Origin of the sequence: Pseudomonas sp. D8002 (assembly GCF_013385695.1) — a bacterium.
GTDB lineage: Bacteria > Pseudomonadota > Gammaproteobacteria > Pseudomonadales > Pseudomonadaceae > Aquipseudomonas.
The window spans coordinates 22,380-37,042 of record NZ_JACAPM010000053.1 but is presented as its reverse complement, the minus strand read 5'-3'; the positions used below and the strand labels follow the sequence as shown (position 1 = coordinate 37,042).

At 61.4% G+C, this 14,663-nt stretch carries 13 protein-coding genes; 6 read left to right on the top strand and 7 right to left on the bottom strand.

Going from position 1 to position 14,663, the window contains the following annotated elements; translation table 11 throughout:
• Nucleotides 1-60 precede the first annotated feature (60 nt).
• From HX807_RS27935 to hutH, 3 genes are all read right to left on the bottom strand, one after another.
• The gene (locus HX807_RS27935; RefSeq protein WP_003212408.1) at nucleotides 61-825 is read right to left on the bottom strand and encodes a transporter substrate-binding domain-containing protein; all 765 of its coding nucleotides are present in this window, start codon (nucleotides 823-825) and stop codon (nucleotides 61-63) included.
• Between the two features lie 354 nt (nucleotides 826-1,179).
• On the bottom strand, nucleotides 1,180-1,689 hold the full coding sequence (locus tag HX807_RS27930; RefSeq protein ID WP_177051781.1) for a prolyl-tRNA synthetase associated domain-containing protein: 510 nt from the start codon (nucleotides 1,687-1,689) through the stop codon (nucleotides 1,180-1,182).
• Nucleotides 1,690-1,781: 92 nt separating this feature from the next.
• Nucleotides 1,782-3,323, bottom strand: coding sequence for a histidine ammonia-lyase (gene hutH / locus HX807_RS27925; RefSeq protein WP_177051779.1), 1,542 nt, complete (start codon nucleotides 3,321-3,323; stop codon nucleotides 1,782-1,784).
• A 136-nt stretch (nucleotides 3,324-3,459) separates the two neighbouring features.
• On the opposite strand from hutH, the gene HX807_RS27920 reads away from it, so the two are divergent.
• The 3 genes from HX807_RS27920 to HX807_RS27910 all read left to right on the top strand — a co-directional run bounded on the left by HX807_RS27920 (nucleotide 3,460) and on the right by HX807_RS27910 (nucleotide 7,512).
• Nucleotides 3,460-4,398 (top strand): LysR substrate-binding domain-containing protein, encoded by a 939-nt coding sequence (locus tag HX807_RS27920; protein ID WP_177051776.1) that lies wholly within the window; start codon nucleotides 3,460-3,462, stop codon nucleotides 4,396-4,398.
• Nucleotides 4,399-4,515: 117 nt separating this feature from the next.
• Entirely contained in the window at nucleotides 4,516-6,555 is a 2,040-nt protein-coding gene (locus HX807_RS27915) for an NADPH-dependent 2,4-dienoyl-CoA reductase (RefSeq protein ID WP_003212416.1), read from the top strand.
• A gap of 57 nt (nucleotides 6,556-6,612) precedes the next feature.
• Entirely contained in the window at nucleotides 6,613-7,512 is a 900-nt protein-coding gene (locus HX807_RS27910; protein ID WP_134327004.1) for a 1-aminocyclopropane-1-carboxylate deaminase/D-cysteine desulfhydrase, read from the top strand.
• 117 nt (nucleotides 7,513-7,629) lie between these two features.
• Here HX807_RS27910 and HX807_RS27905 read toward each other — a convergent pair whose 3' ends face one another.
• The 3 genes from HX807_RS27905 to HX807_RS27895 form a co-directional block, all read right to left on the bottom strand.
• Complete coding sequence (locus HX807_RS27905; protein WP_177051774.1) at nucleotides 7,630-8,190, bottom strand: cytochrome b; 561 nt, start codon at nucleotides 8,188-8,190, stop codon at nucleotides 7,630-7,632.
• A 122-nt stretch (nucleotides 8,191-8,312) separates the two neighbouring features.
• Nucleotides 8,313-9,140: a phosphonoacetaldehyde hydrolase gene (gene phnX / locus HX807_RS27900; RefSeq protein WP_003212423.1), complete on the bottom strand. Its 828-nt coding sequence runs from the start codon at nucleotides 9,138-9,140 to the stop codon at nucleotides 8,313-8,315.
• A gap of 27 nt (nucleotides 9,141-9,167) precedes the next feature.
• Nucleotides 9,168-10,277: a 2-aminoethylphosphonate--pyruvate transaminase gene (locus tag HX807_RS27895; protein WP_177051772.1), complete on the bottom strand. Its 1,110-nt coding sequence runs from the start codon at nucleotides 10,275-10,277 to the stop codon at nucleotides 9,168-9,170.
• A 112-nt stretch (nucleotides 10,278-10,389) separates the two neighbouring features.
• Here HX807_RS27895 and HX807_RS27890 point away from each other — a divergent pair, with 112 nt between their 5' ends.
• Nucleotides 10,390-11,247, top strand: a complete 858-nt coding sequence (locus tag HX807_RS27890) for a LysR substrate-binding domain-containing protein (protein ID WP_003212427.1) — start codon at nucleotides 10,390-10,392, stop codon at nucleotides 11,245-11,247.
• A gap of 125 nt (nucleotides 11,248-11,372) precedes the next feature.
• On the opposite strand, the gene HX807_RS27885 is transcribed toward HX807_RS27890, so the two are convergent.
• Entirely contained in the window at nucleotides 11,373-12,245 is an 873-nt protein-coding gene (locus tag HX807_RS27885) for a LysR substrate-binding domain-containing protein (protein ID WP_003212428.1), read from the bottom strand.
• A 266-nt stretch (nucleotides 12,246-12,511) separates the two neighbouring features.
• Between HX807_RS27885 and HX807_RS27880 the strand changes: the two genes are divergently transcribed.
• Both HX807_RS27880 and HX807_RS27875 read left to right on the top strand, forming a co-directional pair.
• A complete protein-coding gene (locus HX807_RS27880; RefSeq protein WP_177029093.1) occupies nucleotides 12,512-13,825 on the top strand; it encodes an MFS transporter in 1,314 nt (437 codons plus the stop codon).
• Nucleotides 13,826-13,934: 109 nt separating this feature from the next.
• Nucleotides 13,935-14,642 (top strand): YebC/PmpR family DNA-binding transcriptional regulator, encoded by a 708-nt coding sequence (locus tag HX807_RS27875; RefSeq protein ID WP_003212432.1) that lies wholly within the window; start codon nucleotides 13,935-13,937, stop codon nucleotides 14,640-14,642.
• Nucleotides 14,643-14,663: the final 21 nt, after the last annotated feature.

The window sequence follows — 14,663 nt, the reverse complement described above, 5'->3', positions numbered from 1 at the left end:
GGAACCAATCTCAGCCATCACCCAAATAACGGATATGCCCCCACCCCAACCAGGAACGCCTCAGGACTTAGGCGTCAAATCCACCTTGAACCATTTTTCGCTGAGTTTCTTAACAGTCCCATCAGCAATCGCTTCTTTCAACGCCGCATCAAACTTGGCCTTCAACTCCGGATCGCTCTTGCGAAAACCCAGGCCCTCGCCATCACCCCAGATAGGGCCTTTGATCTGCGGCCCGGTATACGCCAGCCCCTTGTTCTCAGGCTTGGACATGATCGAATCAAGGAACGTAACGTCATCAAAAATCGCGTCAATACGGCCCGATTGCAGATCAAGAATCGCATCGGCCGACGTGTTGTACTCACGAATCGTCGCCACGTCCTTGAAGTTCTCATCAATGAACTTGGTGTAAATGATGCCTGAAGCGATCCCGATGGTTTTACCCTTCAGCGCCTGACGCAACGGCTCGATCGCATCGTGAATCGCCTTCGGATCAGCACTCAGCGTAATCGCATTCGCCGCCCCGGTTTTACCCGGCAGCAACGCCGCATCCTGCGCGACAAAGTTGGCCGGCGTCTGCGCGTAGGGAATCGAAAAATCCATGACCTGCTTACGGTCGTCAGTGATAACGATCGCATCCATCAACACATCAAACTTCCCTGCGTTGAGACTGGCAATCATGCCATCCCAGTTCTGCACGGTGATCTTGCACTGCAGCTTCATCTTGGCGCACAGGTAGTCCATCAGCTCAGGCTCGAAACCACTGATCTTCCCGCCTGGCAATGTCAGGTTCCAGGGCTCGTACGCGCCCTCGGTCGCGATGTTCACGGACGTCCAGTCCTTTGCCTGCAGTCCGGAAGCACTTGCCATCACTAGGGTCGCTACAGCAACAGAGCCTAACCAATTCGATTTTTTAGCGGTCATTTCTATTTCCTACCAATGTTTTGATGTGGGCTTAGGACTTTTTTCTCGAACGCATACAGGTTTGGGGACTGGCCGATTCGCTCTCCAGTCTGCACATGACTCCACATGTACATACATGTCATTGCAAAATATTTGCCAGCTTTTACAAATAAATAACCTGTTGATTTTAAAGTAAATTAAACATGGTTAGAAAATGCGCGCGGTTTTTTCGCCCTGTTTTGGGTCGATAGGTAGCGTTTTGCACCCACCCGTGCGCTGTCAGGTGTCAGGCGTGGGGGCAGGGTTCGCGGTGAGTATTGGCGTGAATCCCAGGTGCTCAAGCAGTCGCGCCATATCGCGGACTGCGATCGACAGGGTCGCGGTATTCACCAGCGGATGGCAGAGAATCCTGTCGCCGTTCCACACCTCTTCGGCGATCACAACCTGGGTGGCGCGCTGCACGTCATTGCACAACCCCAGCAATGACACCGCTCCCGGCTCCACGCCCAGGGTTTCCATCAGGCGGCGCGGCGAGGCGAATCTCAGGCCCTTGAGGCCGAGGGTTTGTGAGAGTGCACGCAGGTCCAGGCGCTGCTCGCTCTTGAGCACCACCAGGGTGGGATTCAAGCCTTTGGCATCGCACAGGAAGATGTTCTTGACCGCCTGCCCGCTGATCCCGATGTCCAGTTTGTCGGCTTCTTCGCAGGTGCGCACGGCGCTGTGTTCCACGTATTCATAGGCAATGGAGCAGGTATCGAGCAGGTGTAGAACGTCTTTGGGTTGAAGCATTCGCAAAGTCCCCGGGTATCGCTTTGTCTGCGCCAAAAATGGCAAAGGCCCGCCGTCCGAAAAGGAGGGCAGGCCGTTTGACGGCGTGGTTGTCAGTTCAGGTGATGGGCCACCAGGTCGTTGATTTTCCCGCTGCGCACCTGGTCAATCACACTGGCCATGTCAGCGTAAAACGCGCGGTCGTTATCCGCCACCGGCACTTCACTGCGCACCAGGTCATAGACCGCCTTGGTCGCGGTCGATGCCTTGTTCACATCGTGGAAATCCAGGGCCTGGCACGCGACCAGCACTTCGATGGCCACCACCGACTGGAGTTTTTGCGAGACTTTGTAGGCCTTGATCACCGCGTTGTAGGCCAGGCTGACCGGGTCTTCCTGGTTGCCGCAGGTAGAGACGCTGTCGATCGACGATGGCATCGACAGGGTTTTCATTTCGGCGTACAGCCCGGCGGCGGTGTACTGGACGATCATGTAGCCGCTGTTCAGGCCCGGGTTGCGCACCAGGAAGGCCGGCATTTCGCTGAAGTGCGAGTTGATCATGCGGTCGGTCCGGCGCTCGGAAATTTTCGCCAGGTTGGTCAGCGCCACACACAGTGTGTCGGCTGCAATCCCGATGTAGGTGCCGTCGAAGTTGGCGCCGGAAATCGCGATACCGTCACCGTCGTCCAGCGGGAAAATCACCGGGTTGTCGCCCGAAGAATTGATTTCGCGTTCGATGGTTTCCCGCGCGTAGTTGATGAACTGCCGGGAAGCACCATGCACTTGGGGGATGGCACGCAGGCTGTAGACGTCCTGCAGGCGGTAATCGATGTTGTCTGCGATGAGCTGGCTGTCGCGCAGGATAGCCTTGATGTTGGCGGCGGTTGCGGCCTGTGCGGGGTGAGCCTTGATCGAGTGGTAGCGCGGGTCGAACGCGCGGATGGTGCCCTTGAGCGCCTCCAGCGACATGGCCGCCGCCACGTCCGCCAGGTCGGCAGCCTGCATCGCGTTGTACAGCGCCAGTGTGGCGATGGCGGTCACCGACGTGGTGCCGTTCAACATCGCCAGGCCTTCCTTGCACTGCAGGTCGGTCGGTTGCAGGCCGACCTGTTGCAGGGCGGTTGCGCCATCCACCAGTGCACCGCCCTTGACGCTGGCGCGGCCTTCGCCGAGCAGCACCAGGGCCAGGTGGCCTTCTACCGCGAGGTAACCCACCGAGCCTTCGCCCGGCGCAAAGGGCACCACGTCGTGGTTGAGCAGGCCGGCGATCAGTTCCAGCAGTTCCAGGCGCACCCCGGAGTAGCCTTTGCCCAGGCTGATCAACACCATCAACTGGATCGCCCGCACCTGTTCACGCACCAGCGGTTCGCCGACGGAAACAGCGTGGGAACGCACGATGTTGACTTGCAGTTCCTTGGCGTTTTCCGGCGAGATCACATGCCGCACGTTGTCGCCAAAACCGGTGGTCACGCCGTACACCAAACGGTTTTCATCGAGGAATCGCTCGATCAACCCACGGGACTTTTTAACCCGGTTCTTGTAACTGTCGGCAAACGAAACAGTGGCCGAATAGCGGGCGATCGCCACGAACTCTTCGATGCTGGGTTCTCTGTCGCCTAACACGACATGGGTAATTTGTTCAGGCAGGGTTTTCATCAGCGACTCCAGCAGGGCGTAACGCAATGGGGTGGGAAGTGGTTTCACTCTACGGGTTGCACTAGTTGAAGAAAATATGGGGTTTTCTGTTACTTTTAGTAGAAAATCTAAACTGCTGAAGTCGCGAGATTCCCCCATGAGCCGTTTACCGCCGTTGCGCGCGTTGCAAGTGTTTGAAGTGGTGGGCCACTGCGCCGGTATGTCCCAGGCGGCGATTCGCCTGGGGATCTCGGTGGGCGCTGTCAGCCAGCAAATGAAACTGCTCGAAGATGCCCTGGGCATGAAGATGACGCTCAAGGACGGCCAGCGCCTGCGCTTGAACAGCGTCGGCGAACGCCTGCACGCCCGCTGCACCGCGGCGTTCGAAGAACTCAGGCTGGCGGTGGCCGAGGCCGAGCGGGCGAAGAATCCCAACAACCTGTATATCAGTTGCCTGCCTTCGCTGATGACCAAATGGCTGTCGCCGCTGATCGACGAGTGGGGGCAGGACGAAACCGACCTGGACATCTACCTCGACAGCACCCTCGATGATGCATCGGGGGAGGAAAGTGCCGACTTTCGCATCGGTTATGGCGAGCACCCCGAGCATGCCGGGCATAGCGTGCCGCTGTTCCGCGATTGTGTGGTGCCCACCTGTTCACCGCAGTTGCTGGAACGGGTTGCGTGCGCGCGGGACTTGCTCGATTACCGCCTGATCGGCATCGACTCGCGGCCCAAATTCGATTCGCCGCCTTCGTGGACCCAATGGTTCAGCGAGCTGGAAGGGCAAACCGGCCAGCCCATCGTGATCCGCCGCAATTACTCATCATCGATTACCGCGATCCAGGCGGCCATCGACCGGCAAGGCATCGTGCTGGCGCAGTTCTCAATGATCGCCGGGGACCTGCGCGCCGGTCGGCTGGTGATTCCCTGGCGGTTCGCCGTGCCGCTGGCGGCGCCGTACTACCTGAGTTGGCACCCCAATACCCTGCACAAACAGCAGTGCCGTGGGTTTCAACGCTGGATGATCGGGCAGGGGCAGAAACAGGAGAAAATTACCGCTGCCATGCTTTCTGCTGCGCACTTTGATCATTAAGTTGTCACTTACGGTCATTGAGCGCCAGCCGGCGGACTCTTAGTCTGTGGGACATAAACCGATGGAGTGCCATTCGAGCGCTCCACGTCCCGTGATGATCCGTTGTGGAGCTGTACCATGACCGCTGCTGCCTACCCGCACTTGCTGGCCCCGTTGGACCTGGGTTTTACCACCCTGCGCAACCGCACCCTGATGGGCTCGATGCACACCGGCCTTGAAGAAAAACCCGGTGGCTTCGAGCGCATGGCGGCCTATTTTGCCGAACGTGCCCGTGGCGGCGTGGGCCTGATGGTCACCGGCGGCATTGGCCCCAACGATGAAGGTGGGGTGTATGGCGGTGCGGCCAAGCTGACCACCGACGAAGAAGCGCAGAAGCACAAGATCGTCACCCGGGCGGTGCACGAGGCGGGCGGCAAGATCTGCATGCAGATCCTCCACGCCGGGCGTTATGCCTACAGCCCGAAGCAGGTGGCACCGAGCGCAATCCAGGCGCCGATCAACCCGTTCAAGCCCAAAGAGCTGGACGAAGAAGGCATCGAAAAACAGATCAATGATTTCGTCACCTGCTCGGTGCTGGCCCAGGTCGCCGAGTACGACGGCGTGGAAATCATGGGTTCGGAAGGCTACTTCATCAACCAGTTCCTCGCCGCCCACACCAACCACCGCACCGACCGTTGGGGTGGCAGCTACGAAAACCGCATGCGTCTGCCGGTGGAAATCGTGCGCCGGGTGCGCGAAGCCGTAGGCCCGAATTTCATCATCATCTTCCGCCTGTCGATGCTCGACCTGGTGGAAGGCGGCAGCACCTGGGAAGAAATCGTGCAGTTGGCCAAGGCCATCGAGCAGGCCGGTGCAACCATCATCAACACCGGCATCGGCTGGCACGAAGCGCGGATCCCGACCATCGCCACCAAGGTGCCGCGTGGCGCGTTCAGCAAGGTCACCGCGAAGTTGCGCGGTGCGGTGCAGATTCCATTGATCACCACCAACCGGATCAACACCCCGGAAATCGCCGAGCAGATTTTGGCCGAAGGCGATGCCGACATGGTCTCGATGGCTCGCCCATTCCTCGCCGACCCGGACTTCGTCAACAAGGCTGCCGAAGGCCGCGCCGATGAGATCAACACCTGCATCGGCTGCAACCAGGCCTGCCTGGACCACACCTTCGGCGGCAAGCTGACCACCTGCCTGGTCAACCCGCGTGCGTGCTACGAGACCGAGCTCAACTACCTGCCGGTCAAGCAGATCAAGAAAATCGCCGTGGTCGGTGCCGGTCCTGCGGGCCTGGCGGCCGCCACCGTCGCCGCCGAGCGTGGGCATCAGGTGACGCTGTTCGATTCGGCCAGCGAGATCGGCGGCCAGTTCAACATCGCCAAGCGTGTGCCGGGCAAGGAAGAGTTCTTCGAGACCCTGCGCTACTTCAAGCGCAAGTTGCAGACCACTCACGTCGAACTGTGCCTGAACACCCGGGTCGACGTTGAGCAGCTTGTTGCGGGCGGTTATGACGAGATCATCCTCGCGACCGGCATCGCGCCGCGTATTCCGGCGATTCCCGGTGTTGAAAACGCCAAGGTATTAAGCTACCTCGACGTGATCCTGGAGCGTAAGCCGGTGGGCCATCGCGTGGCGGTGATCGGTGCCGGCGGTATCGGTTTTGACGTCTCGGAATTCCTCGTGCACCAGGGCGTGTCCACCAGCCTGGACCGCGAGGCGTTCTGGAAAGAGTGGGGCATCGACACCCACCTGGAAGCCCGCGGCGGTGTGGCCGGGATCAAGCCCGAGCGCCATGCGCCGGCGCGTGAAGTGTTCCTGTTGCAGCGCAAGACCTCCAAGGTCGGTGACGGCCTGGGCAAGACCACCGGCTGGATCCACCGCACCGGCTTGAAGAACAAGCAGGTGCAGATGCTCAACAGCGTCGAGTACCTGAAGATCGACGATGAGGGCCTGCACATCCGCATCGGCGCCGAGGGTGAACCGAAGGTGCTGGCGGTGGACAACATCGTGATCTGCGCCGGGCAGGACCCGCTGCGGGAATTGCAGGATGGCCTGGTGGCGGCCGGGCAGAACGTGCACCTGATCGGCGGTGCGGACGTGGCGGCCGAGCTGGATGCCAAGCGCGCCATCAACCAGGGTTCGCGCCTGGCGGCCGAGCTGTAAACACGTAAAAGGGGCGGTGGTAGACTACCGCCCCTTTTCTTGTGCAGAACCGCCCTCATGGGTCCTTTCGACTGGCTCCCCCACGCGCCCCTTGAACCCCTGAAGCTTGACTGGATGGGGCCGGTGGAAGTCGCCGTGCTGCGCCTGGATCGCATCGACCCGCTGATCAGCGGCAACAAGTGGTTCAAGCTCACCGAGCACCTGGCGCAAGGCCGGGCGGCGGGCGCCAGCGGGATCATCAGCCTGGGCGGCGCTTACTCCAATCACCTGCATGCACTGGCGGCGGCCGGGAAACGCTTCGGCTTTCCTACCGTTGGGTTGTTGCGTGGCCATCCGCAAGACACTCCCACGGTGCTCGACCTCAAGGCCTTCGGCATGCAACTGCATTGGCTGGGGTATGGCGGCTATCGCGCGCGCAACGAGCCGGACTTCTGGCTGCCCTGGCGCGAGCAGTATCCGCACCTGCACCCGGTACCTGAAGGCGGCGGGGGCCTGGCGGGCGCGTTGGGTTGCGGGGTTTTGGTGAATCAGGCGCAGGCGCAATTAAACGGCCTGGGCTGGACGGACTATCACGGTTGGTGGCTGGCGGCAGGCACCGGTACTACATTGGCGGGATTGGTGCTGGCGGAGGCGGGCGCGCATCCGGTATATGGCGCCCTGGCGGTGCCCGACGACCACGGGGTGGCGCAACAGGTGCAGGCGCTTGTGCAGCAGGGTTATGAATTGCTGGAGGCCAGCCGGGGCGGCTTTGCCAAGGTTGATCCGGAGTTGCTGGCCTTTATCGACGCTACCGTGCAAGCCTGTGGCCTGGCGCTGGAGCCGCTGTATACCGGCAAGGCGTTATTGTCGTTGAAACAACAGATTGAAGCCGGGAGATTTTCCCCCGGCACCCGCCTGATCTTCGTCCACACCGGTGGCCTGCAGGGCCGCCGGGGTTTCCCTGTTGCACCCGGTTAATGTAGGAGCTGGCTTGCCTGCGATGCAGACACCGCGGTGTATCAGTGGCACCGAGGTGATGCTATCGCAGGCAAGCCAGCTCCCACACAAGCCAGCTGCCACATTCAATCCGTGGGCTCACTGAATGCTCCCTCTCTTGCCGGGCATCATCCGCAACGCAGTGTTGTCGCGCATCACATAGTGATGGGCCAACCCGGCCAACGCATGCAGCCCGATCAGCCAGTAGCCGATCTTGCCGAACAGCACGTGCCAGCTTTCAATTTCCTTGGCCAACGCCTTGTTTTCGGCAATCAGCGGCGGCAACTCGATGCCGTAGAACATCACCGAATGCCCCTCGGCGCTGACGATCAGCCAGCCGGCGATGGGCATACCGATCATCAAGGCGTACAGCGCCATGTGCATCAGGGTAGCGAGGAGGGTTTGCCATTGCGGCGGGGCCGGTACGATCTTCGGTGCCACGCCCAGGCTGCGGGCGAACAACCGTAGCCACACCAGCACAAACACCGTCAGGCCGAACATGAAGTGCATTTCCACGATCAACGTACGTGCGCCGCTGCCTTTGGGAAACTGCCCGCGTAACTCAATGCAGGCGTAGACCACCGCCAGCAGCACCACCATCAGCCAGTGCAACGCAATCGACATGGTGCTGTAACGCGTATCGGAATTTTTCCAGGGCATCGCTTTCTTCCTCACTCATCAGGGCAAACCTCCGTTCTTTGCGACGGAGTCCTTTCAATGTAAGCCTGTTTTACGAGGTTTGCCCGTGAGAGGAGGGTGTATAGGCGATCTTTTGATCTCGATCAGTTGCCCTGCGGCATTTCACCCCGTGCCAGGCGCTGGTTGATGTCGGCGATCACCGCAGGCAGGTCGGTGATGGTGTCGATCATGTAGTGTGGGCGCGAGCCTTCGAACATGGCCTGGATACGCGTGCGTTCGCTGGCGAGTGTGCCGGCGTCGAGGGCGCGGAACTGCTCGTAGGTCAGGCCCAGGGCGTTGCCCGAGCAGGTCAGCGCCACGGTCCACATCCCCGCGCGACGGCCTTCGAGGATGCCCGGCACGGTGTCGTCGATCTTCACGCAGGCCGCTACGTCATCGATCCCGAGGGCGATCACGTTGGCCAGGGCCTGGGCCGGCCATGGTCGGCCGTTGGGTACTTCGTCGGTGGCGACCACGTGGTCGGCGATATAGCCATTGGTGGCAGCCAGTTCGACAACCTTGTCCATCACCTGCTTGGGGTAGCCGGAGCACGAACCGATCTTGATCCCTTGCTGGCGCAGGTTGGCGATAGTGTCCAGGGCACCGGGGATCAATGCCGAGTGCTCGGCGATCTTCTCGATCTGCAGCGGCATGAAGCGCTGGTAGATGGCGGTCACATCATCGTCAGTCGGTGTGCGGCCGAAGGCCTTGCGGTAACGCTCGGCCACCTGCGGCTGGTCGCACAGGGTGCGGATGTGGTCCCACTTGCCCATGCCCATCGGGCCACGGGCTTCCTCGATGGAGACCTGCACGTCGAACTCGGCGAAGGCTTCGACAAATATCTGCGTGGGCGCGAACGAGCCGAAATCGACCACGGTGCCGGCCCAGTCGAGGATCGCGGCTTGAAGCTGGGTTGGGTTTGCGTAGTTCATGGTTCAGATCCTGTGAGTAGTGGGCAGTCAGATGTCGAGCACGTTCATTTCTTGCAGCACCTCGGCTACCGCCGCGACCGCGGCTTGCATCTCGGCCTGGTTCACATGGCCGATGCAGCCTACGCGGAAGGTTTCCACCTGGGTCAATTTGCCGGGATAAAGGATGAAGCCCTTGGCCTTGACCCGTTCGTAGAACTCCTTGAACTGGTAGCGCGGATCTTTCGGCGCGTGGAAGGTAACGATGATCGGCGCCTGGATCGCGGCGGGCAGGAAGCTGCGCAGGCCCAGTTCGGCCATGCCGTCCAGCAATGCCTGGCAGTTGTCGGCGTAGCGCTGGTGCCGGGCGGGCAGGCCGCCTTCTTCTTTGTATTGCAGCAGCGCTTCGTGCAGCGCCGCCACCACGTGGGTCGGCGGTGTGAAGCGCCATTGGCCGGTCTTGGCCATGTAGCTGTGCTGGTCGAAAAGGTCCATCGCCAGGGAGTGGCAGTTGCCTTGGGCTGCAGCCAGCGCCTGCTTTTCAGCGAACACAAAACCCATCCCCGGTACGCCTTCCAGGCACTTGCCGGAGGCGGCGATCAGCGCGTCGAACGGCACCTCGCGGGCGTCGATCGGCAGCGCGCCGAAGGAGCTCATGGCGTCGATAATCAGGCGCTTGCCGTGGCGGGCGATGACCTGGGCGATCTCGGGCAACGGGTTGAGAATCCCGGTGCTGGTTTCGCAATGGATCAGTGCGACGTGGGTGATGCCCCTGTCGGCGTGCAACAGGCGGTCGACGTCGGCGGCGGTGGTGGGTTCGTCCTCGGCAGTTTCAAAGGTACTGAACTCGCGGCCGAGCACTTCGCAAATCTTCGCCAGGCGCTTGCCGTAGGCGCCGTTGATCAGCACCAGCACCTTGCCGTCCCGTGGCACGAGGGTGCCGATGGCCGCTTCCACGGCAAAGGTGCCGCTGCCTTGCAATGGCACGCAATGGTGGCTGGCGGTGCCGTTGACGATCACCAGCAGTTGCTCGCAAAGACTGGCGGTCAGTTGATTGAAGCGGTCATCCCATGAACCCCAGTCGACCATCATGGCCTGGCGGGTGCGGGCCGAGGTGGTCAAGGGCCCCGGGGTCAGCAGGATCGGCGCGGCAGTGCTCATTCGTGTGTCCTCGCAAAACATTGGGATGAAGTTACGGCGCCTAAATTGCAGTTTGGCTTGTCATCAATCAAATTGTTTGTTGTTATGCGAGCTATCAGTGAGGCCGATAGCTATGAACCTGTTTCAACTGCGTGCGTTTGATGCGGTGGCCCGCGAGGGCAGTTTTACCCGGGCGGCCGAGCGCCTGTTCATCAGCCAGCCGGCGGTGACCGGGCATATCAAGGCGCTGGAGGAGCACTACCAGATCGCGCTGCTGCGGCGTACCGCGCGGCGGGTGGAGTTGACCGAGGAGGGCACCAAACTCGCGGCGATCACCCGGGCGATCTTCGGCCTGGTGGAAGAGGCGCAGACGTTGCTGGAGGCCAACCGGCAATTACTTACCGGGCGCCTGGAAGTGGCGGCGGACGGGCCGCACATGGTCATGCCGATGCTGGCCAGCCTACGGCAGCGGTATCCGGGGATTACTGTCAATTTGCGCCTGGGCAATGCGCAGGAAACCCTCGCGGCGCTGTTGTCGGAGCGGGCTGACGTGGCGGTGTTGACCGAGGTGGAGCCGCGCAAGGGCCTGCACTTGCAGCCGTTGATCGAGTCACGGATTTGCGCGTTGGTGCCTGCGGGGCATCCGTGGCTGGCGGAGCCTGCGGGGATTCGGCTGGAGCAATTGGATCAGGTGATCATGGTGTTGCGTGAACCCAGCTCGATCACGCGGCGGACCTTTGACGATGCCTGCGCCCAGGCCGGCGTGCAGCCCCGGGTGTTGCTGGAACTGGACAGCCGTGAGGCGGTGACGGAAGCGGTGGCGGCCGAGTTGGGGGTTGGGGTGGTGTCGTCGATGGAAGTCAGCCGGGATCCGCGGGTGCACGCGATTCCGATCCAGGGCGAGGGGCTGGTGAACCGGCATGTGATCGGGTGCATGGAGCGGCGGCGGGAGTTGCGGTTGATTCAGGCGTTTTTCGAGTTGGCGCCTTAGAGGGTGTTGGCTTGAGATCTAGTTGGCCCCTTCGCGAGCAAGCCCGCTCCCACATTCGACCGCGTTCCATCGGTAGAACTCGGTCAACTGTGGGAGCGGGCTTGCTCGCGAAGGGGCCCTCAACTTCACCGCAAACTTTCCCGCACAATCTCCAGAAACGTCGCCACCACCCGCCGCGAACTCTGCTCCTTCAAGCACACCAGTGTTTCCTTCATCCGCTGCGTACAGTCACGGATCGGCATCGCATACACCCGCGAATCTGCGCCAAACTCCGCAGCCGACACCACGCCCACGCCAATCCCCACCACCACCGCCTCCCGCGCGGCTTCGCGGCCTTCCACCTGGATCGCCGGGCGAATGCGCAGCCCGGCCTGGTGCATTTCCTGCTCCAGGGTCTGGCGGGTCACCGAGCCGATTTCCCGCAACACCAGCGGCGTATCGTCCAGGTCCGCCAGGCAGATCGACTCGCGGCCCGCCCACGGGTGGTTGCGGGCGACAAACGCGAGCAATTGGTCATCGGGCAGCGGCAGTGACAGCAGCCGCTCGTCGTCCACATCGCGCCCCAGCAGCGCGAGGTCGGCCTGGTAGTTGTACAGGCGAAACAGTGATTCATCGGTGTTGCCGGTTTCGATCTTCACGCTGATGCCCGGGTACAACTGGCAGAAGCGCGCAATCTGCGGCAGCACATGCACCGGGGCGTCCACCGCGAGTGTCAGGGTGCCGGTTTGCAAGGCGCGGGAATCCTGCAACAGCTCTTCGGCTTCCGCCGCGACGGCAAACAGACGCTGGGTGATGCTCAACAGGCGCTCGCCGAGGTCGGTCAAGCGCACCGAACGTTTGTTGCGATGAAACAGCAGCACGCCGAAACGTTCCTCAAGCTTGCGCACCTGGTCGGAAATGGCCGGCTGGCTGAGGAACAAGCGTTCGGCGGCGTGGGTAAAACTGCCGTGTACGGCCACCGCATGGAAGGCTTTGAGTTGCGCGTGAGACACCGACATCGCGAATCCTCTTACAAGCTCAGCTTATATTTGAAATACGATAAATCGATTTTACCTATTAGTCAGCCATTGCTTTGATAGCCCCAGTCGCCGTAGGTCGAGTCCTACACCTTCGGCGGCCATGGGTCTTCTGCGTGCTCACCAGCGGGACTCATCTGACCAATACCGCGCCCCTCCAAGCGCCGGTACTGCAGTGCTCAACAATAAAAATACAGGCGTTTGCTTTTCATTCTGCCGGCACACTCACACCCGAGGTCAGAACCACCATGAATACTCCCTTGAGTCACATCAAGCGTTGGCGCGTGCAGATTTTCGCCATCACCTGGCTGGCGTACGCGGCCTTCTATTTCACCCGCAAGGCTTTTTCGGTGGCCAAGCTGGGGATCGTCGACGACCCGAGTTTCCCGCTGGACAAGATGATGATGGCCAACCTGGATGGCATCTACCTGGCGGCCTACGCCGTTGGCCAATTCACCTGGGGCATGCTCGCCGACCGTTTCGGGCCGCGTGTGGTGGTACTCGGCGGGTTGGTGATTTCAGCCGCCGCCGCCCTGGTGATGGGCACGTTTGCCACGTTACCGATCTTTGTCACGTGCATGTTGATCCAGGGCCTGGCCCAGTCCACCGGCTGGTCCGGGCTGTGCAAGAACCTTGGCAGTTTCTTCCCGGCGCAGCAGCGTGGCCGGGTGCTGGGTTTATGGAGCTCGTGCTACGCCTTTGGTGGCCTGGTGGCGTCGCCGTTTGCCGGATGGTGGGCGTATACGCTGATCGGCACCTGGCATGCGGCATTTATCTCCAGTGCGGCTGTGGTCTTCGTGGTCGCGGTGCTGTTTTTCATTTTCCAGCGCAACACGCCACAGGATGTGGGGTTACCGGCAGTGGAACCGGAACCGGAACAGACTGCCGCCGAGAAGAACGCCAGTGTGCTGGAGCCGCTGCGGGCCATCTTGCGCAACCGTACTGTGTTGACCCTGGGGCTGGCGTACTTTCTGTTGAAACCGGCGCGTTACGCGATCCTGTTGTGGGGGCCGGTGATTGTGTATGAGCAGATGCCGTCGGTGGGCAAGGTCGGCGCGGCGATTGTGCCGACGGCGTTCGAGCTGGCGGGGTTGCTGGGGCCGATCATGATCGGCATGGCGTCCGACAAACTGTTCGGCGCCCGGCGCATGCCGGCCTGTGTCCTCAGCCTGCTGGCGCTGACCGTGGCCCTGGCGTTGTTCATGGGCGCCTTGCACACCGGCAGTGTGGCGCTGGTGATGGCGCTGCTGTTTGTGATGGGCCTGACCCTGTACGGGCCGGACTCGATGATCAGCAGCACCGCCGCCATCGACTTCGGCACCGCCAAGGCCGGCGCGACGGCGGCGGGGTTCGTCAACGGCTGCGGTTCGGTGGGGGCGATCCTTGGCGGCTTGCTGCCGGGCTACTTCGACACCGTCACGGTGTTTATCGTGTTTGCCGGTGCCGCGCTGTTTTCCTCCCTGGTGTTGATGCCGTACTGGAACGCCAGGCCGGCGGTGCTGGCGCAGGTGGGTGACTTCGTGCCCGACCGTGAACGCGCCATCAATCCCTTGCGGACCTGAGGGGCATGGCCGGTTTTTTGGTGGATTAGAGTGTTTCAGCGCTATAAACTCTGCCCCCAAAGCGCCGGCCAGTAGACGTTTCGGCGCGATGGACAGAAGAGAGTGAGTCATGGGCGCACAGTGGAAAGTCAAACATAAAGAAGCGGCATCCAATGCCAAGGGCAAGATCTTCGGCAAGCTGGTGAAAGAGATCACCATTGCCGCCCGCAACGGTGCCGACACCGCCACCAACGCACACTTGCGCCTGGTGGTGGAGCAGGCCAAAAAGGCCTCGATGCCCAAGGAAACCCTGGAACGCGCGATCAAGAAAGGCGCCGGTCTGCTCGGTGAGACCGTGCAATACCACCGCGTAACCTACGAAGGTTTTGCCCCGCACCAGGTGCCGCTGATCGTTGAATGCGTGACCGACAACATCAACCGCACCGTGGCGGAAATCCGCGTGGCGTTCCGCAAGGGCCAACTCGGCGCTTCCGGCTCCGTGGCCTGGGACTTCAACCATGTGGGCCTGATCGAAGCCTCGCCGGACAGCCCGGAAGCCGATCCGGAAATGGCCGCGATTGAGGCCGGTGCCCAGGATTTCGAGGAAGGCGAAGAAGAAGGCACGACCTTGTTCATCACCGAGACCACCGACCTGGATGCCGTGCAGAAAGCCTTGCCGGAGCAGGGTTTCACCGTGCTGTCGGCCAAGCTCGGCTACATCGCGAAGAACCCGGTGAGCGGTTTGAGCGATGAGCAGATGGCCGAAGTCGAAGCCTTCCTGGAAGGCCTGGACAACCATGATGACGTGCAGGACATGTTCGTCGGGTTGGCGGGTTGATTCTGATTTGATGTGAACCCG

Excerpts from the sequence above, each read along its gene's own strand:
- HX807_RS27875 (WP_003212432.1), top strand. The coding sequence starts at position 13,935 with ATGGGCGCACAGTGGAAAGTCAAACATAAAGAAGCGGCATCCAATGCC.
- HX807_RS27905 (WP_177051774.1), bottom strand. The coding sequence starts at position 8,190 with ATGCCCTGGAAAAATTCCGATACGCGTTACAGCACCATGTCGATTGCG.
- phnX (WP_003212423.1), bottom strand. The coding sequence starts at position 9,140 with ATGAACTACGCAAACCCAACCCAGCTTCAAGCCGCGATCCTCGACTGG.
- HX807_RS27895 (WP_177051772.1), bottom strand. The coding sequence starts at position 10,277 with ATGAGCACTGCCGCGCCGATCCTGCTGACCCCGGGGCCCTTGACCACC.
- HX807_RS27930 (WP_177051781.1), bottom strand. The coding sequence starts at position 1,689 with ATGCTTCAACCCAAAGACGTTCTACACCTGCTCGATACCTGCTCCATT.
- hutH (WP_177051779.1), bottom strand. The coding sequence starts at position 3,323 with ATGAAAACCCTGCCTGAACAAATTACCCATGTCGTGTTAGGCGACAGA.
- HX807_RS27885 (WP_003212428.1), bottom strand. The coding sequence starts at position 12,245 with ATGTCGGTGTCTCACGCGCAACTCAAAGCCTTCCATGCGGTGGCCGTA.
- HX807_RS27920 (WP_177051776.1), top strand. The coding sequence starts at position 3,460 with ATGAGCCGTTTACCGCCGTTGCGCGCGTTGCAAGTGTTTGAAGTGGTG.
- HX807_RS27880 (WP_177029093.1), top strand. The coding sequence starts at position 12,512 with ATGAATACTCCCTTGAGTCACATCAAGCGTTGGCGCGTGCAGATTTTC.
- HX807_RS27915 (WP_003212416.1), top strand. The coding sequence starts at position 4,516 with ATGACCGCTGCTGCCTACCCGCACTTGCTGGCCCCGTTGGACCTGGGT.
- HX807_RS27910 (WP_134327004.1), top strand. The coding sequence starts at position 6,613 with ATGGGTCCTTTCGACTGGCTCCCCCACGCGCCCCTTGAACCCCTGAAG.
- HX807_RS27890 (WP_003212427.1), top strand. The coding sequence starts at position 10,390 with ATGAACCTGTTTCAACTGCGTGCGTTTGATGCGGTGGCCCGCGAGGGC.